At 55.0% G+C, this 21,038-nt stretch carries 20 protein-coding genes and 1 tRNA gene; 17 read left to right on the forward strand and 4 right to left on the reverse strand.

Features of this window, described 5'->3' with window-relative positions; all coding sequences use genetic code 11:
• Nucleotides 1-10: 10 nt before the first annotated feature.
• Nucleotides 11-745, forward strand: a complete 735-nt coding sequence (locus QEH53_RS17410; RefSeq protein ID WP_309024489.1) for a DUF3307 domain-containing protein — start codon at nucleotides 11-13, stop codon at nucleotides 743-745.
• 7 nt (nucleotides 746-752) lie between these two features.
• Here QEH53_RS17410 and QEH53_RS17415 read toward each other — a convergent pair whose 3' ends face one another.
• Nucleotides 753-1,637: an NAD(P)-dependent oxidoreductase gene (locus QEH53_RS17415; RefSeq protein ID WP_309024490.1), complete on the reverse strand. Its 885-nt coding sequence runs from the start codon at nucleotides 1,635-1,637 to the stop codon at nucleotides 753-755.
• A gap of 196 nt (nucleotides 1,638-1,833) precedes the next feature.
• Complete coding sequence (gene fbaA / locus QEH53_RS17420; protein ID WP_309024491.1) at nucleotides 1,834-2,865, reverse strand: class II fructose-bisphosphate aldolase; 1,032 nt, start codon at nucleotides 2,863-2,865, stop codon at nucleotides 1,834-1,836.
• A gap of 279 nt (nucleotides 2,866-3,144) precedes the next feature.
• On the opposite strand from fbaA, the gene QEH53_RS17425 reads away from it, so the two are divergent.
• Nucleotides 3,145-3,606: a BLUF domain-containing protein gene (locus QEH53_RS17425; protein ID WP_309024492.1), complete on the forward strand. Its 462-nt coding sequence runs from the start codon at nucleotides 3,145-3,147 to the stop codon at nucleotides 3,604-3,606.
• A 7-nt stretch (nucleotides 3,607-3,613) separates the two neighbouring features.
• On the opposite strand, the gene QEH53_RS17430 is transcribed toward QEH53_RS17425, so the two are convergent.
• On the reverse strand, nucleotides 3,614-5,809 hold the full coding sequence (locus tag QEH53_RS17430; RefSeq protein WP_309024493.1) for a hypothetical protein: 2,196 nt from the start codon (nucleotides 5,807-5,809) through the stop codon (nucleotides 3,614-3,616).
• 105 nt (nucleotides 5,810-5,914) lie between these two features.
• Here QEH53_RS17430 and QEH53_RS17435 point away from each other — a divergent pair, with 105 nt between their 5' ends.
• The 5 genes from QEH53_RS17435 to QEH53_RS17455 all read left to right on the forward strand — a co-directional run bounded on the left by QEH53_RS17435 (nucleotide 5,915) and on the right by QEH53_RS17455 (nucleotide 10,217).
• Nucleotides 5,915-6,445: a Pycsar system effector family protein gene (locus QEH53_RS17435; RefSeq protein ID WP_309024494.1), complete on the forward strand. Its 531-nt coding sequence runs from the start codon at nucleotides 5,915-5,917 to the stop codon at nucleotides 6,443-6,445.
• Between the two features lie 25 nt (nucleotides 6,446-6,470).
• Nucleotides 6,471-7,997 (forward strand): FMN-binding glutamate synthase family protein, encoded by a 1,527-nt coding sequence (locus QEH53_RS17440; RefSeq protein ID WP_309024495.1) that lies wholly within the window; start codon nucleotides 6,471-6,473, stop codon nucleotides 7,995-7,997.
• 6 nt (nucleotides 7,998-8,003) lie between these two features.
• Complete coding sequence (locus tag QEH53_RS17445) at nucleotides 8,004-8,429, forward strand: DoxX family protein (protein ID WP_309024496.1); 426 nt, start codon at nucleotides 8,004-8,006, stop codon at nucleotides 8,427-8,429.
• Between the two features lie 87 nt (nucleotides 8,430-8,516).
• Nucleotides 8,517-9,326 (forward strand): hypothetical protein, encoded by an 810-nt coding sequence (locus QEH53_RS17450; RefSeq protein ID WP_309024497.1) that lies wholly within the window; start codon nucleotides 8,517-8,519, stop codon nucleotides 9,324-9,326.
• 96 nt (nucleotides 9,327-9,422) lie between these two features.
• Nucleotides 9,423-10,217, forward strand: a complete 795-nt coding sequence (locus QEH53_RS17455) for a hypothetical protein (RefSeq protein ID WP_309024498.1) — start codon at nucleotides 9,423-9,425, stop codon at nucleotides 10,215-10,217.
• Nucleotides 10,218-10,317: 100 nt separating this feature from the next.
• On the opposite strand, the gene QEH53_RS17460 is transcribed toward QEH53_RS17455, so the two are convergent.
• A tRNA-Gln gene (locus QEH53_RS17460) sits at nucleotides 10,318-10,391 on the reverse strand.
• A 151-nt stretch (nucleotides 10,392-10,542) separates the two neighbouring features.
• Here QEH53_RS17460 and pyrH point away from each other — a divergent pair.
• From pyrH to QEH53_RS17510, 10 genes are all read left to right on the forward strand, one after another.
• Nucleotides 10,543-11,283, forward strand: coding sequence for a UMP kinase (gene pyrH / locus QEH53_RS17465; protein ID WP_309024499.1), 741 nt, complete (start codon nucleotides 10,543-10,545; stop codon nucleotides 11,281-11,283).
• Nucleotides 11,284-11,301: 18 nt separating this feature from the next.
• Nucleotides 11,302-11,862, forward strand: coding sequence for a ribosome recycling factor (gene frr, locus QEH53_RS17470; protein ID WP_309024500.1), 561 nt, complete (start codon nucleotides 11,302-11,304; stop codon nucleotides 11,860-11,862).
• A 114-nt stretch (nucleotides 11,863-11,976) separates the two neighbouring features.
• The gene (gene proB, locus QEH53_RS17475; protein ID WP_309024501.1) at nucleotides 11,977-13,062 is read left to right on the forward strand and encodes a glutamate 5-kinase; all 1,086 of its coding nucleotides are present in this window, start codon (nucleotides 11,977-11,979) and stop codon (nucleotides 13,060-13,062) included.
• A gap of 130 nt (nucleotides 13,063-13,192) precedes the next feature.
• Nucleotides 13,193-15,190 carry an ATP-dependent helicase gene (locus tag QEH53_RS17480; protein ID WP_309024502.1) on the forward strand — a complete coding sequence of 666 codons (1,998 nt, stop codon included), beginning with the start codon at nucleotides 13,193-13,195 and terminating at the stop codon, nucleotides 15,188-15,190.
• A 39-nt stretch (nucleotides 15,191-15,229) separates the two neighbouring features.
• Nucleotides 15,230-15,700 (forward strand): hypothetical protein, encoded by a 471-nt coding sequence (locus tag QEH53_RS17485; RefSeq protein ID WP_309024503.1) that lies wholly within the window; start codon nucleotides 15,230-15,232, stop codon nucleotides 15,698-15,700.
• 13 nt (nucleotides 15,701-15,713) lie between these two features.
• Nucleotides 15,714-16,586, forward strand: coding sequence for a DNA glycosylase (locus QEH53_RS17490; RefSeq protein ID WP_309024504.1), 873 nt, complete (start codon nucleotides 15,714-15,716; stop codon nucleotides 16,584-16,586).
• Nucleotides 16,583-17,380, forward strand: coding sequence for a penicillin-binding transpeptidase domain-containing protein (locus tag QEH53_RS17495; protein ID WP_309024505.1), 798 nt, complete (start codon nucleotides 16,583-16,585; stop codon nucleotides 17,378-17,380). Before QEH53_RS17490 ends, QEH53_RS17495 begins: the two co-directional genes overlap by 4 nt.
• A 6-nt stretch (nucleotides 17,381-17,386) precedes the next feature.
• Entirely contained in the window at nucleotides 17,387-19,096 is a 1,710-nt protein-coding gene (locus tag QEH53_RS17500) for an ABC-ATPase domain-containing protein (RefSeq protein ID WP_309024506.1), read from the forward strand.
• 4 nt (nucleotides 19,097-19,100) lie between these two features.
• Nucleotides 19,101-19,838 (forward strand): glycosyltransferase, encoded by a 738-nt coding sequence (locus tag QEH53_RS17505; protein ID WP_309024507.1) that lies wholly within the window; start codon nucleotides 19,101-19,103, stop codon nucleotides 19,836-19,838.
• Nucleotides 19,839-19,943: 105 nt separating this feature from the next.
• Nucleotides 19,944-21,038, forward strand: a complete 1,095-nt coding sequence (locus tag QEH53_RS17510) for a hypothetical protein (protein ID WP_309024508.1) — start codon at nucleotides 19,944-19,946, stop codon at nucleotides 21,036-21,038.

The following is a 21,038-nucleotide window of genomic DNA, read 5'->3' on the forward strand; positions in this document are numbered from 1 at the left end:
GTCCCTTTTTATGCCATCATTCGACCTCGCGCTCTTCGTCCCTCTGCTCGCCGCTCACCTCCTTTCGGATTTCGCCCTGCAGACAGACGCCATGGTCCGCACTAAGGACCGGCCCCTTACCTTCCTGCTGCACATTCTCATAACCGGACTCTGCGCTTACATCCTGCTAGGAGACTTTTCCGAGTGGCGCATCCCCTTGCTCGTAGTCGCCACCCACGGCCTGGTCGACCTCCTGAAAATCCGGCTCACCGGACGCCTCATCGACGACTTGCCCGCATTTCTCTTCGACCAAGCTGCCCACCTCGCCGTCATCTTCGCCATCAGCGCCATCGATTGGTCCCGCATCGGCATCTTCGAACCATGGTGGCTCGGCCAAAACCCCGTCTCATACCTGCAAACCCTCGTCGTAATCTCCGGCCTCATAGCCAATACCCTCGCCGCCGGACATTTCATCGCCAAGGCTCTCCCCAAGATGCTTTCTACCAATCCGCAACAGCTCCATCAAGACAGTGGGCTCAACGGAGCCGGTCGCTACATCGGGCACCTCGAACGCACTTTGCTGCTGATATTCGTCTATAGCGGACAACTTTCCGCCGCTGGACTCCTGATTGCCGCTAAGTCTGTCCTGCGCTTCCAAAAAGCCAACGAAAGCCGTCGAGAAACCGAATACATTCTCGTCGGCACCCTCCTCAGCTTCACGGTCGGAATCGTTCTCGCATTCGCGACCAAGCAATTGATGCAGTAGAACAGACTTATTCCCGTTCCCAAAAGAGTCGGAACAAAGCCTGCGTCCCGTCTTCTTCGCCGCCTGTTGCAACCAACTCGTCAAACAGTCGCTTAGCCATCGCCAAGCCCGAGAGTTCGAGCTGCATTTCTTCCGCCGACTCGAGCGCGATCTTCATGTCCTTCACAAAATGCTTCACGAAAAAGCCTGGCGAGTAATCTCCCTTCAAGGCCCGCGGCACTAGATTGCTCAGGCTCCAGCTCCCAGCCGCGCCCGCAGAAATGCTTTCCAACACCGTTTCTGCATCGAGCCCCGCTTTTTTGGCGTAAGCCATCGACTCTCCGATCGCGACCATCCCGCCCGCGATCGCGATCTGATTACACATTTTCGTATGCTGACCCGAACCCGCTTCGCCTTGGTAAACGATATTTTTGCCCATAGCTGCGAGAATGGGCTTCGCCTTTTCAAAATCGATCCTCGCACCGCCCACCATGATCGAGAGACATGCCTCACGCGCGCCGAGATCACCTCCCGAAACTGGTGCATCCAAAACGCCGATACCACGGCGTCCCGCCACCTCAGCGATCCGCTGGGCAAGCAATGGACTGGATGTCGTCATATCTACAGCAATCGCACCCTCTCCCAAAGCTGAGACGATCCCCCTCTCTCCAAGGTAGATCGCCTCCACATCACTCGGATAACCCACGATCGTGATGACAACATCCGCGCCCTGAGCTGCCTCGAAAGGCGAGTCCTTCCAGACTGCCCCCGCTTCGACAAGGGCGTCCGCCTTGGAGCGTGTTCGATTGTATACGCAAACCGGATACCCAGCCGCGAGCAAATGTCCGGCCATGCTCGCTCCCATCACTCCCGTACCGATAAACGCAATCTTCTGCTTAGCTGAATTCTCCATAGCCGCCGACTCTGACAGCTCGCCTATTCTTCGCAAGAACAGGATCCCAATCGTAGCCCGGAGCTTCGGCCCGAGGCCGCAGAGATTGAATATTGCAAATCGGGACCGGGATGAAGATCCGCGCTACGAAACCACAAAAAACCGGTTCCCTAACGGAAACCGGTTTTCAAATATGTACCTAAACTGTAACTACAGCTTATACAGTGCCGAAGATGGTCTTGCCTTCGGAGAGAAGGTCGGACGCTGCTTCCTGAAGACGCTTAGCCATGCTCGCTTCGCCCTTCTTGAGGTAGCCGCGTGGGTCGTAGGTTTTTTTGTTACCAACTTCGCCGTCGATCTTGAGCACACCTTCAATGTTGCTGCAGATGTGGGTGACGATTGGGCGTGTGAACGCGTATTGAGTGTCGGTATCGATGTTCATCTTGACCACACCGTAGTCGAGCGTTTCACGGATGTCGGAAAGCTCGGAACCGGAACCGCCATGGAAGACGAGGTCCATTTCCGCTTCTACGCCATGCTTGTCCATAACAGCCTTCTGACCGTCGCGGAGGATCGTTGGCTTAAGCTTAACAGAACCTGGCTTGTAAGCACCATGCACGTTTCCGAAAGTCGCAGCGAAAAGGAAGCGACCGATTGGCTGGAGGGCTTCGTAAACGTCGACCATATCACCAGGAGTAGTGTAGAGCTTGTCGATCGGTAGGCCAGAAGTGTCGTGTCCGTCTTCTTCGCCGCCTACGCAGCCAGCTTCTACTTCAAGGATGATACCGAGATCTGCACACTCCTTGAGGAGTTCCTTGGAGATCTTGAGGTTTTCTTCGAGCGCCACGACCGAGCCGTCAAACATGTGAGACTGGAAGAGCGGCCCCTTGCCTTCAGCAACGCGCTTGCGGGACGCCTCGAGGAGCGGCTTGAGGAAACTGTCGACCTTCTCCGGGTGGCAGTGGTCCGTGTGGAGAGCTACGAGTACGTCGTACTTTTCAGCGAGCAGATGAGTTGCCTCCGCCAAAACGATCGCGCCAAAGGCTGCGTCAGCTACGTTGAGGCCGGATGCGAACTGACCGCCGCCGGTGGAAACTTGGATGATACCGTCTGTCTTCGAGTCAGCAAAAGCCTTGAGGGCTGCGTTGATCGTCGTGAGTGACGTGATATTTACGGCTGGGTATGCGTAGCCTCCCTTTTGGGCGGCATCCAACATCGCTTCGTACTGTTTAGGTGTTGCGACTGGCATTGATTTTTTAGATTAGATGTTCTAATTTATTTTCCTCCCTATCAGTAGAGAGGCTGATTACTGTACTAAGAAAATGTTCACCTTCAACCAAAATCGCCCCGACAACAGCGCATAACTGCGGATAGCATCCAGAGGAAGGCTTTCCAACAGGTATTGGGACCGCAACACATCTGTTTTACTGCACCATCAAGCGGGACTGATAACTTGCCAAGCCCTTCCGCTTTCTTTAGCAATCTCCTGTCTATCGATATCCCTCAACCGAGTACAAAACCCGATACTATGTCTAACTGCCGCCTGATCTATCGAAGTACCGCCGAAGAAGAAACGCTCTCCAACGAGGAGCTGGCCAAACTTCAGTACAGCAGCGTATCCAACAACAACGCTCTCGGCATCTCAGGAATACTAGTCCTATCAGGTGACCAATTTTTGCAGGTGCTCGAGGGAAACAGCACGCGGGTCAATGAGCTCTACCTCAAAATCGCCCAAGATCCGCGGCACCATTCGATTCAGCTAATCTCGTTCGAGAGTATCACCGAACGCTATTTCAGCGACTGGGGAATGCGACTGATCGACCTCTACGACCTTCCGTTGCAACCACGTAAGTTCCTCATGCAGAAGTACCCAAGCGTGGACGACGCAATCTGCATCCCCACCCAGCTAAATCTCGTCTATGCCCTACTGCTCGATGCCAAAATGTTTTGCCTGTCCGAACCTTGGGAAAACAGCCCCGCGGACGTTTGAGAGTGGCCTAGTCCTGCTGGTAGCAAAAAACGTATTCAGAATTCCAGTCCGGGCGCCCTTCTACTCTTAAGATGAGCTTGAAGGTCTGTTCGTCGATCTCCGGGACGAGAAAACGCAATATCGGCCCGACCCGGTTCTCTCCCTCTTCGAGAGCGTCGAAATACCACCCGAGCACGAAGCTCTCATCGTCTCCAAATCGTAGATACGCCTCCACTCGATCGCCCTTCACCGCGTTCGGACCATCGTGCAATATCCAAAGCTCCGCTTCGAAAAGCTCGCCCGCTCGCCACGAAAAACGTTTCACCCGGGCTGACGCCAGGGTCGCCCGACAGCTCTGACGTACGGCGCGTAGCGAAGGCTTCGGCTCGCAAGGCCAAGAAATCAGGCTATTGTTAGCCGCAGCGGGCCAAGGCTCGTTGAAACACCAATTGATGGCCATCGAACAATAAGGCTTCTGACGCCGCGCCTCCTCGTAAATCCCCTTCAATCCCTCAGCCTGTAGCAGCTGGCCCCATTCTACCAACTCCTCGATCGATTCTGGGCGCCCGAAGTAATGCTCTACCGTCGGCATGCAAAGCCAAGATTCCTCATCCGCTTCCCAAGCCCCAAAACCATGCCGCAGTTCCCACACCCCGCCCTTCTTCGGCGGAAACAAATCCTTCTCCCGGATAAGGCTCCTCAACTTTTCGGCAGAAGCCGGGGCTGGAATCCCAAACTCCACATAAGCCGAGTTGCGCGCTTTCTGAAATACCTCGAAACACTCCTTGCCGCGGGAATCCCGAAACAAATACCCGCCATGCCCCGCGCCCATGATCGGGGAAGTCGGCAGGAAGGGTGTATCTGGATCAAGCTCCAAGCAAACCTTGTTGAGCAAACGGATTGCCTTGGACTGGTCAGTCATCCCCGACCAGGAATTGTATAACTCATTTCCCCCGCACCAGATAACGACGGACGGATGAGGCTTCAGCTGTTTAACGATAGCTTCCGCCTCTTGCCCGAGCGTATCCAAAAACTCGAGACTCTCCGCATACTTGTTGCAGGCAAGCGGAAAATCCTGCCAAACCATAATCCCCAAGCGATCGCATAGTTCGAAAAAAGACGGTTTTCCTATCGCCGCACCACCCCAGCAACGAAGCAAGTTGAAATTGCAACCAGCGGCTTTCTCGAGCAACGGCCGATAAGCATCCTCGCCTGCGACGCCAGGAAACACGTCCGGAGCGACCCAATTGGATCCCTTCACGAAAATTCGACGCCCGTTCACCTCCAGAGCCATCGGAGCCACGCTGCGCGTTTTGGGCATCTCAGGGGTTTCGTCCCAAGCCCCCTCGTTCATCACCAGCCGAGAGGTACGAAACCCGATGCTTTGCGAACGTGTATCCAGCAGCAGACCATCGACGTCGTGCAGGGAGATAGTGAGACTGTACAACGACTGATTTCCGTATCCACGCGGCCACCACAGCTCTGGTTCATGAACCTCGCAAAATCCGTCCACCAGCGACTGGTTTTCCAGATTGATCGCCTCTCCGTCCACCATATCCCCATCTGGGCCAATCAAATTCCACTCGAAAACTCCGCTCGATGCTTGGCTCAGCTCTATGGACAAATCGAGCTTCACCAAAGCTAGGTCTTCTTCGAGCACGTAGTCAAAGTAAAGCTCGCGAATGTGTTCTGCCTTACGGACCTCCAAATAGGTGAGACGCCAAATCCCAGAAGGCACCAACCTCGGATGAAAGTCCCATCCGTAGCTCACCGCAGGTTTCACCGAACTGCTCGCTTCAATACGACCCTCCCCGAGTCCCGAGTCTGGTATCGGAAATATAACTACCTCTATCTTCTCCCCCGGTCTAGCGATTTCGGTTAAATCGATTTCCACCGGACTAAACATCCCTTCCTGTGCAAACAGAGTACGATCGCCCAAACGCACCAAAAAGCGGTAATCGATGCCACCGGAAACGAAAAATAGCCGCTCCCCCTTCAATTCATTCAACCTAGGCAACTCAGCCTCGTATACCCAATACACCTTTTCCATCCAAGCGTAGCGACCAAAGTCGCCATCCTGCCAAAAATGCGGCCAACCTTCCGCCCGCGCCCAATCAAGCTGCACCGCCCCAGGCACCGAGGCAGCAACGAGTTTCTCCGGCCTTATGCTCGGATCGGAGGTGTATCCGACTTTCCATTCAAGATTGTATCGATTTTGAGGCATAGCTTGGGGCAAAGGGAATTCCAGCGTCCAAACCTCTAGCTTCCAAATTCAGTTCTCGCAACCTTTTGCGCAAAAAGTGAAAACCTTTCCTCCCAAAGGACAGAAATGAACCAAGCCGATCCTTCCCATCCGAAATTCCAGTCCATCGCTCGCGCCTCGATCCTATCCAGTATCGAGAACAAACACACCCAATACGTCGCCATGGCAGACCGCCGTGCCCAAGGATTGCTTACCATGGCGGCCATCCTCGCACCTGTGGCGATTTCCCGCATTAACGTAGCTGCATTCTTTCCCTCGGTCGTAGTTTTTCTGGTGGGGGCCGCCATCACCATCATTGCCGCAACCCTTTGCCTTTTCCCAAAACGCTTTCGCCGCATCAAAGCCGACGACCGCTTCCCCTTGCACTTCTCCTATATCAGTCGCCAGAATCGAGACGACTACCTCGCCCAAATGAGCGAGATCATCGAAGATACCACCGAACTCTCTAAAGAAGTCGCGAAGGATCTCTACCACCTCAGCCACGATGTGCTCATCCCTAAATTTCGGTGGCTGAGAATAGCTTACGCCTCCTTTGTCGGCAGCCTCTGCCTGTCCCTCATCCTGCTGATCTACAACGTTCTTCGAGCCGCCCAATAAGCCGAGTTCACTCTTCAACCATCCCATGTCCACAAAGCTCGCCATCAACCTTCACAAGCTCGCTCGCTTTACCAATACGGCGATCCCCATCTTCACGCTACTGTCCTTCCTCGCAGGTTGGCGGATCTCGTTTTACTTTCACTTCCTGACTGTTCCCATGATCGGTCTAACGCTGATCAATTACTACTACCTCTTCGCCCAGAGAAACCACTCGCTGCTGCGAAACTTTGGCATACTCGGACAGGGACGTTATATGCTTGAGAGTCTCGGACCCGAGCTTCGCCAATACCTCTACTCAGGCGACACTGAAGAGCGGCCCTTTAACCGGACCGAGCGAGCCGAAGTCTACCGCAAGGCCAACAACGTCGACTCCGCCTCCTCCTTCGGTTCGCAAAACGATTTCGACGCAACCGAGGTAAAGCTACGCCATTCGCTGTTTCCCATTTCTAAAGAAAACCTACTTCCTTACCGCCTCACTTTCGGCGAAGAGCGAGGTATCCAAAAAACATATACGCTCACCGTCCCCTTTATCATCAGCGGCATGAGCTACGGCGCTCTCGGGAAGAGCGCCATCCGTTCCCTCGCTCGGGGCATCGCTCAAACGGGAGGACTCATGAACACTGGCGAAGGTGGTTATCCCAAGTACCACTTGATGGAAAACTGCGACCTGGCCTTCCAGATCGGCACCGCTAAGTTTGGAGTTCGCCAAGAAGATGGAACGCTCGACGACCAGCGTCTGGCCGACCTTGCCGCTAAGGATCAGGTTAGGCTCATCGAACTCAAGCTCAGCCAAGGAGCTAAGCCTGGCAAAGGCGGCATGCTGCCAAAAGAAAAGATAACCGCGGAGATCTCAGAATTACGCGGCGTACCCATGGGGCAGGACGTGGTCTCGCCGACCCACCATCCCGAGTGCGAAGACTACCACAGCACCGTCGCATTCATTCGGCGGATACAGGAAGTTTCACATCTCCCGGTCGGGATCAAGCTCTGCATGGGCGACCCACGCCAATTCGCCGAACTCGTTGCGGAAATGAAACGTCAAGACAGCTTTCCGGACTGGATCACCATCGACGGCGCCGAAGGCGGAACCGGAGCCGCGCCTAAAGCGTTTATTGATCGGGTCGGCATGCCGCTCTTCCCTGCGCTCAAATCTGCCCAAGATGCTCTTGTCTCTGCAGGTGTGAGACAACGCCTCAAGCTCGTCGCCTCCGGAAAGCTGATCAATCCCGGCTCGCAAATCATCGCGTTCTGCCTCGGGGCCGATGCCATTGCCACGGCACGCGGTTTCATGCTCTCCATCGGCTGCATCCAAGCCATGCAATGTGGCAGCAATACCTGCCCCGTCGGAATCACCTCCCACAATCCCAAGCTCGAAAGGGGAATAGATATCGCCGACAAAGCTCTTAGAGTTGCCAACTACGTTCACAGCCTCGAGCACGATCTCGACGAACTGCTCTGCGCAGCTGGTGCTCGCTGCGTGCGAGAGCTCTCATTCGATCATCTCTACGTGCCGAACGAGACACTCCTCTATCCATTCGCCCACCGCATCTGATCCGACATGAAATCGCCAAAACTCAAAATCCTCTCTTGGATCGCCCAATTCGCAGCCGCAGCGATCATGGGCCAGACCCTCTATTTTAAGTTCGCAGCTCATCCGGAGTCCGTACAGCTGTTCACCGAACTCGGCATGGAGCCACACGGGCGACTCCTTATCGGCGCTTTCGAACTCATAGCCTGCGTTTTGTTGCTGATCCCCTCGAGCATCGTCTACGGAGCGCTCCTCGGTGCCTGCCTGATGGCAGGCGCAATTATCGGCCACATTACTGAACTCGGTTGGGAAGGGCCACGCCTCCAGCTCGGCTCGCTAGCCATCGCTGTCTTCGCTTGTTGCATCACTACGCTAATCATACGCCGGCGCGAGTTGCCCCTTCTCAAGGCGATCCAAACCGAGAAGCCGACCAAGCGAGCGCGCCCCAAGGATTGACTAGTCCGGCACAAAAAAAGCGATTGAAGTAGAAAGAGCGTAAAAAGCGTCTCAACTCCCTTGCCGCGGTGCGGCAAGCGAGCTTAAATGCCTTCATCCAATTCGTTGATGATGAGCCACACCCTCATGCTAACTCAAGCCCTGTTCGCGTTGATGGGACTCTACGGCGCTGCTTGGTTTTTACTTAATTCGAGAGGCGGCGCCAATTCACATCGATTCATTCTCGCAGGCATCGTCAACTTCGCAGCTGCATCGTACCTGCTATGCTGTCTTGCGTTCCCGCTTCTCGGTCTCCGCGAAGCCTTGGACCAATACCCATTCGACCCCTTCATCTGGATTGCCTTCGTCACGATTGCTTTCTCCGCCATCGTGCAGCAAGTAGCTGGTCGCACTCTGCGAAAAGCAATCCCGCCACCCTCCCTTGAGCCACCCCCAGATCGAACAGCAGCTTCGGATGGACGATCGGCGGAAGACTCTGAGAACGCCTTCGAGCGGCACGTCCTTTTGCTTGGACTCCAGGAACACGACTCGAGGCTCACGGCAAAACTGCTCTCCAACATCGGCTTCACGGTCATGATTGAGGATAGCCCCAACGATTTACTCTATTACGACTTTCAGCAGTCGAATGTCCACTTATCCATACTGTTCAATCGCGACGGCGCCGACGAAGTACCGACCTTGATAACCAGACTCGCAAACCAGCATGAAGACGGCGTCACCCTGATCGCCCTTACCAGAGACCCAAGATCACCCCATATCCAACGAGAAATTCGCAACCACAGATACCACGTGGCTACCGGAAGCCCCTTAAAAGCGATGGAACTTTTCCAGATTATCGACTGTCAGCGTTCAAGTGCTCTTTGCCGAATGCAGCCTTATCACCCAAACATAACCTAGCAGTTAAGTGGGCTGGTGCCTAAGGACTTTAGCTATTTCTCAAAAAATGTTGAAAAAAGTTGAATGCTTCCGGAAAAAGAGCGTCTACCCACAGCGATGCCTGATAGCAGAGGTAAATATACTCTAGAAGAGCTCATGAGAGCCAAACGCAACGAGCAACCAGAACCTGAGTTCTGGGTACGCTTCGATCGCGAACTAAAGCAGAAGCAAAAGCTTCTTATTCAGCGGCAACTCGTTAGCGAGACTGGCCTCAAATCACTTTTCGCAACCCGCTTCTACAAGGTGGGGGCATTTACAGCTACTTGTGGAATCGCAGCGGTGGCTGTATACTTAGGTTTTCAAACTCCCGTTAACGAGCCCTCTCTCGCTCATAAGCAACAGACAGAGGCTCTAAAACCTAGTTTCGCAGTAGCGACCGTGGTCGAGTCAACTTCTAAGCAAGTTTCCTCCGGCGGCTTGCAAGAGTTCGCTACCCTAGCCCAACCGAGTGCCCCGCGAGTCGTAATCGAAACGCCCGCCATCATCGCTCAACAACCTTCCCCGTCACAGCTGACCGCCCTTAAGACTCTCGCTTCCTTGGAGGAAACGATCAGAGCCAAGAGAGCGAGCGACCCAGCACCGACACCTTCCTACCAGTTTGTTAGCTCTAACGGACTCTTTGAAACGGAGCTTTCCGAGCTCGAAGAAGAATCGGTGGATGGCGTTTGGGATTTCGAAGACGCGTACCTGCTCGGCAAATATGCAGACCCACTGACCGGCACGCTCAACACCAGCCGTTCACTCTCTATCGACGAAATCCAACACGTGAGCTTTTCGCAGCTCGATGATGCACTTTCGAGCCAAGGAAGCCGCCGTAGCCGTTCGATCGATGCCCTGAGCGTAAAGTTCTAGGCGAGTCACAATCCAATCTCACAAAAAAGCCGCAGCTTTAGAGCTGCGGCTTTTTCGTGAAGATGAGCCAACTGACATTTGAAATTGATCAGATCTCAAATGGCAGCCCGACAGGGATTCGAACCCCGACTGACTGGACCAAAACCAGCTGTGCTACCATTACACCATCAGGCTAATCTTTGAAGGAGCGATAAGTTGGTAATAACCTCCCCGTTCGTCAAGCGCCTAAATAGCGATATTTTAGGAACGTTCCATCGCGCCAAATCACGCTTATGCGAAGCCTAGCATTGACGAGTCCAACTCACTTTGGCTTAACGAGTTTTTAATGTCATCAGCGTCAAACTCGGCCGAAAAACCTAAATACAAACGCGTCGTCCTCAAACTAAGTGGTGAGGTCCTGCGTTGTTCCGAGACGGGAGACCCCATCGCATGGAACACGCTTCGCAAAATCTGCCAACAGATTAAGGATATCCGAGAGCTCGGCGTCCAAGTCTGTATCGTGATCGGAGGTGGAAACATTTTCCGAGGACTGTCCGGTTCGACCGACCAAGGCGTTGATCGTACCACCGGCGACTACATGGGGATGCTCTCAACCGTCATCAACGGTTTGGCATTCATGGAATGTTTGGAAAAGATGGGGGTCCAAACCCGCGTCCAAACCTCGATCCCCATGAATCAGGTCGCAGAGCCGTTCATTCTGCGTCGAGCAATCCGCCACCTCGAGAAAGGCCGTGTCGTCATTTTCGTAGCCGGGACCGGAAATCCCTACTTCTCTACCGATACAACCGCCGCGCTCCGAGCGAGCGAAATTGAAGCGGAAGTCATAATGAAGGCCACCAAGGTCGACGGTATCTACGACAAGGACCCGATGAAGTTCGACGACGCAGTGCGTTACGATACCCTTTCCTATATCGACGCCCTCCAGCAACGCCTCAACATTCTCGATTCCACCGCGTTCTCGCTTTGCATGGACAACGAGGTACCAATCCTGGTGTTCAGCCTAAACGAGACTGACTCGATTCGCCGGGCCATTATCGGAGAGAACGTCGGAACCCTAGTCTCCTAACTTTCACCCCTCAAATAAATGGACGAAGAAACAGTATTCCTGACAATGGACGAAAAGGCTGATAAGGCCGTCGAACACACCGCCCACGAGTTCGCCGCGATCAATACCGGCAAAGCGAACCCTGGCATGGTCGAAGGTATCGTTGTCGAAGCGTATGGAAGCCAAATGGCCCTCAAGGAAATGGCCGCCATCACCACACCCGACGCTCGTACAATCGCTGTGCAGCCGTGGGACAAGTCGACTCTTAAAGCCATCGAGAAAGCCATCCTCGCCTCCAACATCGGCATCACGCCCGCTATCATGGGCGACGTCATTCGCCTTCCGCTCCCAGAGCTCACCGGCGACCGCCGCCAAGATCTCGTCAAGCTCGTCAGCAAGCAGGCCGAAGACGGACGCGTCGCCGTTCGCAACGCACGCCGCGACGCGATGGACGCCCTCAAAAAGCTGCAAAAGGACGGAGACATAACCGAGGACGAACTTAAGACTGACGAAAAGGAGATCCAGACGACCACCGACAACGCGATCAAGAAGATCAACGATCTACTCGCCGCCAAGGAAAAGGATCTCACTACAGTCTAAGCGGCACGTCGCTTGAGGCCGAAGGCTGAAGCAATCTAGGCTGTAGGTGGCAACACCGCAGCCTTTTTCGTTCTTCTCTCCAGCCTAAAAGCCTTGCACCTTCAGCCCCCCAGAATGAAACGCGTCGTCATCAAGCTTGGCACAGGCATCTTAACCCATGGTATCGGAAAAGTTGATACCGTTCGTATCAATGCTATCTGTAACCAAGTCGCAGAGCTCAGAAAACGCGGAATACAGACACTCATCGTAAGTTCCGGCGCTGTCGGAATGGGCATGGGAGCTCTCGAGCTGCAGGAGCGACCCAAAACGTTGGCAAAGCAGCAGGCATGCGCCTCGATCGGACAGAGTCGTCTGATCCAATGCTGGCAGGACGGCCTCCAGCCACACGGCCTCATTGCGGGACAAATCCTCCTCACGCACGAGGACCTGCGCATTCGCAATCGGTACGTGAACGCCAAAGCGACCATCGAACAGCTTCTGGCCTATGGAGTCGTACCGGTTATCAATGAAAACGACTCCGTATCCGCATTCGAAATACGATTCGGAAACAACGACCTCCTCGGAGCAATGGTCGCCAGCCTAAGCAACGCCGACCAGTACCAAATCCTATCCACCGCTCCCGGGCTCATAGATATGGATGGCGATGGAAAAATAATACCCGTCGTCCCAAGGATCACTCCCGAGGTCGAGTCCCTCGCCAAGGGCACAAGCTCTCCAACCGCAGTTGGAGGCATGGTCTCCAAGCTCGAGGCAGCCAAGCTTTCGACCAAGTCCGGTTGCGAAACTTTCATCGCTGACGGATCTGCGGACAACATTATCCTCCGCATCATCGACCGGGAAATAGTGGGAACCCGCTTCGAGGCTTCTCCCCAACCCATGGGATCCAAGAAGCGCTGGCTCGCCTACTTTCAAAGAGCAAGCGGCTCCATCTCCATCGACGATGGAGCAAGCGAAGCCATCATTCGCCGCGGACGTAGCCTGCTCGCCGCTGGCGTCACGGGGTTCGACGGCATTTTCAAGTCCGGTGACGTCGTCGATATCCTGAACGAAAAAGGCCAGGCGATCGCCCGCGGCGAAATCTCTTTTTCCAGCATTGAAATCGAAAAGATCGCCAACAAGCACTTCGAAGAGCTGAACGCTCTCTACCCTGACCGGACCCGACTTGAGGTCGTCCATCGCGACGCCCTCGTCCTCCTTTGACTGAGGTTCTACCGTGTGCCTCCACGGTTAAACGCAGGCCTTGTCACCAAGAGTCAAATCCGGGTACCCGCTAATCCTAAGCCAAATTCGCCCTTCACTATTCCCAACGGACCATTCTTACTCACCTCGAATGGACTTCGATCTCAGCCCGACGCCTAACCCTTTCGAGATACCCGAGATAGATTTTCGGGCCGAGCTCAACGACGAGCAATACGCCGCCGTTACCGCAAAACCCGGCCCTCTTCTCATCCTTGCTGGCGCCGGGTCGGGCAAGACCCGCACCCTCACTTACCGCGTCGCTTATCTCCTGAGCAAAGGCGTCCGAGCTGGAGAAATACTACTGCTCACCTTCACCAACAAAGCCGCCAAAGAGATGCTAACTCGCGTGGAAGAGCTCACCGCCGTCGAAGGTCGCAGCTTCTGGGGCGGCACCTTCCACAGCATCGGCCATCGCCTTCTTCGAATGCACGGTGAGGCTATCGGGCTTCCTAAAAACTTCACCATCCTCGATGCAGGGGAATCGGAAACAGTGCTCAAGCACGCAGTCGAGTCTGTCGAGTCCTCTTTCTTTAAGAACAAGACCCATCCCAAGCCTGGTCCGCTTTCCTCGATCATCAGCATGGCTCGCAACACCTGCGAATCCATCGAGCGGACCATCATCGACTTCTATCCGCAACACCACGAATTTGTCGACCGTATTGACGGATTCGCCGCGGCCTACGCCAGAAAGAAACAGGAACAAAACGTAGTCGACTATGACGATCTGCTCGTTTTCTGGCTCAAGCTTCTCGACGAAGCTCCCGAGGTCGCCGAATACTATCAGAAGCGCTTCCAACACTGCCTCGTTGACGAGTACCAGGACACCAATGTCCTGCAGGCCGCCATCATAGACAAGATGGCCCCTCACCACCGAATCATGGCGGTAGGTGACGACGCACAATGCATATACTCCTGGCGGGGGGCAAATTTCGACAACATCCTCACCTTCCCGGATCGCCATCCAGGCACAGAGATCCTCCGCATCGAAACCAACTACCGCAGTACGCCAGAAATACTGACGATGGCCAACGCCATCATCGCGAATCGTTCCACCGCTGGCTTCGACAAGGAACTCCGCGCCCACAAGCCATCCAGTCAGCGTCCCTACGTCGTCCAAGCAATGGATACTCGCGAACAGGCCCAATTCGTCATCACCCGCGTCCGCGGCCTCATCGACGAAGGCCAGGATCCTCGCGAAATAGCCGTCCTCTACCGTTCCCACTTCGTCGCGCTCGACATGCAAATGGAGCTCTCCCGCGCCGGAGTCCCCTACCAGATCACCAGCGGCGTCCGGTTCTTCGAACAAGCCCACATCAAGGATCTCGTTGCCCACCTGCGTCTCGTTTACAACCCCTCCGACGCCAGCGCCTTTCTGCGGCTCTTCCTCCTGCTTCCTAAAGTTGGAGAGAAAACTGCCCAAAAGCTGTACGATCACACGATCGCCGTCGCCAAGAAGCACGAAATCGACTTCATAGACGCTCTCCGCCACGAGGACACGATCAAGAAAGCGCCCGCCGCCGCCCGGGCCGATTGGGAAGCCGTCGCTCTCACGCTTCGCGACATGAAGCAGATCGCCGACACCGGAACCCCCGACGAAGTCGTGCAAATCGCCATCGATGGTTGGTACTCTTCCTACCTGCAGGGCGCCTACGCGAATTACACCAATCGGCTCGAAGACCTGAACTCCCTCGTCGGATTCGCCGCACGTTTCGAGGAAATGCAGGAACTTATCGCGCAAATCACGCTCCTAAACTCGGAGACCTCCGGCCGCATGGACGAGTCCGACGAAGCTATTCGACTGACTACCGTCCACCAAGCCAAAGGCCTCGAGTTCAACGTCGTCTTTGTAATCGGCGCCGCGGACGGATTCTTCCCTACCCGCCGCTCCATTGACATCGGTGATACCGAGGAGGAACGCCGCCTCTTCTATGTCGCAGTGACTCGAGCTCGCGACGAGCTTTACGTACTGTATCCAAAGATGAATACCAAAGGCGGACCTAGCATGTTCCTCAACCCAAGCCGCTTCCTTCAAGAAATTTCCACCGACCTGTTCGAACCCATCCGCATCCGCCGCAACTACGGCTGGTAGGAGCGATATTGGTCACGATCACAAAACTGCCCTTTCCGAATGAGACACTTCATAGCCGCCTTTACTCTGCTTGCCCTCGCCGCTTCCGCCCGGGCCGAGCTCACTATCATCTCTACCGAACACCGAGATGCCGCGTCCTTCAAACGTGTCTCCGAGTACCTAACCGGCAAGCACAGCGACGGACGGTACGCTGTATACCGCAGCGATACTTCCAGACGAGACGGCTTCTACATTTCACTGCTGGCCAGCGAGAAGCCTACTCTTGCCCAGATAAAAAAGGTTCGCGTCCAGTTCGTCCGAAAGGGCACCCAAGAAATAGAATCCTTCGAGTCCCCTGTCGAATCACTCGAAAAGAAGCGGATCCTCGTAGGCTTCACCGGAGAAGAATGGAATGCCTCCAGCAGCCATCCCGTGGCTTGGAAGATCGATCTTCTGAATGCCTCAGGAACCTCCCTCGAATCAGCCCAAAGCTTTCTCTGGACAGAAACACCACGTAGCGCGGAGCTTTAGCCCGCGTCCGCACATGGCCGATTGGACTTCTTGGACGCCCCTTCCGCTAACAACCTCATTCACCGAGCAGACCCTCGCTGAAACCCTAAACGGCGGCCAAGCCTTCCGCTGGAATTTCCTCCCCGAGGAGTCCTGCTGGCAAGGTGTTTGGGGGCAATATGTGGCGCGTATCCGTTTTTCGGATAAAAACCACCTCCTCGTAGCCACTCCCGCAAACGCACCCGATACATTTCCAGCACTCGCAGCCTACCTCCGCGACGACTTCGACTGGGACGCCGCGGTCGATTCCCTTCCTTGGCGCAGTGACGGTCATCTCGCCAAATCTCTCCGGGCCTTCCCGGGTCTCCGCATTCTCAGGCAACCCTTCGCAGAAGCTGTGCTCTGCTTCCTCTGCTCCGCCACCAAGCAGATCCCGCAGATCAAAGTCATGTGCGAACGCATGGCGGCTACCCTCGGCAATGAGCTCATGCCCGGTATCCACGCCCTCCCTACATGGGAACAGCTAACCAATGCCTCCGAAACCCAGCTTCGTTCCCTAGGGCTCGGCTTTCGAGCGAAAAACATCAAGAAAAGTGCCGATCTCCTCGCCACTCAGCCTGGCCTACTCGAGCGAATCGAGAACGCTCCGTACGAAGAAGCAAAGCAGATGCTCGTCTCCCTCCCAGGGGTCGGTGAAAAAATAGCTGACTGCGCCCTGCTTTTCGGAGCGGCCAAACTCGAGGCCTTTCCCGTCGACACCTGGATCATCAAGGTGCTCGAGAAACGCTACACCCTCGAAGGTTGGAACCCCGCTCAGCTCTCCCGATTCGGGCGCGTACACTACGGCCCTCTCGCCGGATTCGCCCAACAATTCATCTTCTCCTACGAGCGCCAACACCCCACATGAGATTCGCCGCCGCCTTCGCATTCCTGTCTCTCTGCCTGTCTCTAAGAGCCGAAGAGCCAACTCCTCAACTCCTCCCAGTGGCTCGCGACCTCCTGGAGAAAACGGGCTACCGAGGAACGGTCCTCGTCTACGACTTTCAAGAGGAGACCCACTTCGCGAGCCATCCCTCCATCGCCGAAGAGCGATTTATCCCCGCATCGACCTTCAAGATCCTCAGTACCCAAGCAGCCCTCCAATCCGGCGTGGTCGCGGACAAAGACAGCATCCTCAAATGGGACGGCCTCGAACGTGGTCGTCAAGAGACCAACCGAGACCTGCCCCTCACCACCGCATTTCGAATCTCCTCTGTTCCACATTATCAGGAGCTCGTTCGCGAGATAGGTCCGGATCGCATGCTGGCTTTCGTCAATTCCATTCCCTACGGAAACCAAGATATTTCCGGTGGCATCGACCAATTCTGGCTGACCGGAGCACTCAGTATTTCGCCCCTAGAGCAGATCGAATTTCTAGTACGACTTTACCAACACGATCTCCCTTTCGACCCAAGCGTGATGGATTCCGTCAAGCAAATGATGCTCTCGCCCGAAGACGAACCAATACGTTACGCCGCGAAAACCGGCTGGGCGGTGCTGCCTGAAAGCCGAAACATCGGATGGTGGGTCGGATGGGCAGAAAAAGAGGGACGCCGATTATTTTTCGCCACAGTGCTCGACTCGAATCAGCCACGAGACGACTTCGGACACACCCGTATCGACATAACAAAAAAGACCGTCGAAAGCATCTTCGAGAAATAGAAATCCATGAAGCACAAAACCGACCTTCGCTCTACTCTACAACGAATAGACGGAAGACCGTATCCAGCCTATAAAGACATTCGCGGAATCTACGACTTCGAATTTTTCGACCTCAGTGTCGACAGGGTTCAAGGCGACCCGTTCGCCTCGCCCTCTCGGCTTTCGATCATTCTCCCACACGATGAATCGGAACTCCCCGCAAACCTATTTTCAAACGTCTCCCGCCGTACCGGGACTGAAAATTATCTCGCCCTTTCCTTCTCCAAGGCATGCCAACAAGCCTCAGCACACAGCGGCTCCGGCAAGTCGGGCTTGATACTGATCGATACGCCTGGACAAGAGATGTTACAGCGAAGCTGCGTGGAGATCGGACCGAAGGAAACCATCGTCCGCTTTTCCGTTGGGCTCCCCGCAAACGGCCGACGCATCCGAGGTCACGCAGCTATCGATCTCTTGGTTAAAGCTCTGCCTGAAATGGTCGAAAACGCCCTCTGCTATGATCGATTGGATGCCAACGCCATCCGCAACTTCGCCAACGTTGCAGAGGACGCCGACACTCTAAGGGCGGCCCTCGCACCAAGGGGACTCGTAGCCTTCATTGCCGAAGGAGCCATCCTGCCACGCGCCTCCGGTATCGACCAACGGCCCATGCCAGACGCGGTCCCCTTCCAGTCCCCTGATTCTCTTCGCCAAACCTTTGAGCTTCCTCACGCTGGACCCGTATCCGGCATGGCAATACCCGATGGCGTCACTTTAATCGTCGGCGGAGGCTACCATGGCAAGACCACCCTCCTCTCGGCCCTTGAACGCGGCGTATACAATCATCGCCCCCTAGACGGACGTGAGCTCGTTGTCGCTCGCCATGACGCCACTAAAGTCCGAGCCGAAGATGGTCGATCCGTAGCGAGCGTCGACCTCACCCCCTTCATCGGCCAGCTCCCCGGCAACAAAGTTTCCGCCAACTTCACCACCGTAAACGCCTCCGGTTCCTCCTCTCAGGCCGCTTCCATCATCGAAGCTCTCGAGACTGGATCAAAAACCTTGCTGCTCGACGAGGATATTTCTGCCACCAACCTCCTCATTCGAGACGCTCGCATGCAACAACTGATAGCAAAGGAGAAAGAGCCCATCACTCCGTTCGTTCAACGCGTTCGATCCCTCTACGAAGAATGTGGCGTATCCACTATTATAGTACTCGGAGGATCGGGAGACTACTTCGAACCGGCCGATCTCATTATTGCCCTCGATAACTACATCCCAAAGGACCTCACCGCAGAGGCAAAAGCCCTTTGCGATAGTAAAGGTCCCCAGCAAAGGCTGAACCCTCAAAGCATCGCCACAGAGCCAGAGCAATCCACCCGCTTCGCCGAACCCGCATCCATCGATCCCTACACCTCCAACCGAGGCCGGCCCGGACGGAGTCGCGTCAAGACACGAGATGCGAGATCCATCACGTTTGGAGAAAACGAGATCGATCTCTCCCTCGTCCCCCAAATCGTGAATTCTTCCCAAGCGAAGACAATCGGAGCGGCGTTTCTCTATGCATCCGAAAATCGGCTCTTCGAGCAGTATTCCATCCCCGTCGCTCTCGAACGCACCTTGGAAATCGCGACCACTCAACGCCTCTCCGCCCTCGGCGAGGGCGACTTCGCCCAAATCCGTCTCCAGGAACTCGCAGCAGCGCTCTATCGCCTAAGATCCTTGAGGGTCCGTTGACGCAATGTCCCGCAGTTGCCTCGTAGTCCTCACTGACAACCTTTACATTCCCGGAACTCTGCGACTCTTGGAATCATGGCAGCAGCACAATCCCGTACTTCCCATCGTCGCGCTGAGCCGGGATGCTAGGGTCCTAGAGGACTCTTATCTCGCTAGGCTCGCCTCCCAACGCCACCGGATCGAAACGAATTCATACGCAGACATTTCACCCTACAAAAAGAGCCGTTCCAAACGCCACGCGGAAACCTTCTACAAATTCGAAGCATTCGCTGACTTCGGTTTCGAACGAAATATCTACCTCGACAGCGACATCCTTTGTCTCCGCCCTGCGCCCCTTCTCATAGGCAGCAGTCCGCACGCCCTGCTCGCAGCCCTCGACACTGGCTTCAAGAGTACCCGCGGCTACAAGGGGCATCCAAACGAGATCAACAGTGGCGTGCTCTCCATCCACAAGTCCATTCAAGGTCCACAAACAATCGAGCAGCTCAAAATCATCGCTCGGGACAATCCTGGACGAAGTGGCTACAATTCCGGAGACCAAGGCATCCTCAACAAATGGATACATCGACACAAGATCGATCTAGGAGTGCTTCCACCCGAGTACAATTTGATCAAAAAAGACTATGCGGACACCAGCGGACTCACCGACTGCCGCTTGCTCCACTACTGTGACCGAAAACCCTGGTTTCCCCAAACAGGTGAACGAAGTAAAATCGAAGATCTCTGGAACACCTCCCGCTGATCTCCTAATGAAGGACCACTCTGCGAATTCTGAGCTCGGCACCGCTTTGCCCTTGAGACCCTCTCTCGCCGAAGTATGCTCCGGACCAACCCTCAACCCAACAACATGTCAGCGAGCGAAGACCCAAAGGATTTCTTAGAGCAACCCGCTCGAAAAACAGCGAGGCAGCGGATCACTCAAACAATCCGCAAACCGTCGATTCCGATTAGCGACTCCCTACGGTTCTACCTCACGAGCTTCAATCGAGAGCACTCCCTCCCTATTCGCTACAACCAATTAGAGCGATTCCAGATGGGCGCCCCGCTCTACGACTCAAAAGGGGAAGACACCCTTTGGGAAACCCTCATCTACGAGCCATTCATCATGAAGAAGCTCAACGAGGGGCTAAAACGCGTGTACGCTATCCTCAAGGCAGGTGGAGACGAGTCTGTCATGGAGCACCTCTACGTCGATCGCATCGACTACTGCGTATTCGGTAACTCCAAGCCATTTCGCGTCCGCATCGTCAATTCGCGCAACGACAACCAAGACTATTTTTACGTCAAAAAGGCGGATGCCTCGCGTATATATGGCCTCGAGCTCGAGCACTTGCTCTCCCCTAACCGCATGTTTTTCCTAACCGATGGCGACACCTTGGTCGAGGAACACGTGGTCGGTCTGCCAGGCGATATATTTATCGACGATTGGATGGAAAGCCCTCGCCTCAAAGCAATCCGTATCGCGAAGGAGCTCATCAAGTTCAACGAGCGCTGCTTTGTGCGGCTTCTCGGAGATATGCGCCCGTACAATTTCATTGTCGATATCACGCCAGATTTCGAGGAAACGCAGATTCGCATCCGCTGTATGGACTTCGACCAGCAGTCCTACGATGGACGAAAAAACTTCTATCTTCCCCAATTCTTCAAGGAGAACTATCCGCTCGTTTCTTTCTGTACCAGCCATATCGATACAAAGACCGCTCGTCAGTACCAACGAGAGGAACATGCGCTCATCTCCCGCCGCATCGATGCGATAGGGCTTCGCCTCCGTGCCCTTCTGGACAGTATGTCGCAGGACAGGCTCGCCCCTATCGAGAATGTGCACCAATTGCGCGAAGAACTCTCCGACCACTACAAGAGCCAATCTTTCCTCACTTGCGAATCCATGGGGGCTCTGGTTCGCCAAAGCCTCGACCTGATGCGCGAGAGAGCGAAACGGTAA

It is taken from the genome of Pelagicoccus sp. SDUM812002 (assembly GCF_031127835.1).
GTDB lineage: Bacteria > Verrucomicrobiota > Verrucomicrobiia > Opitutales > Opitutaceae > Pelagicoccus.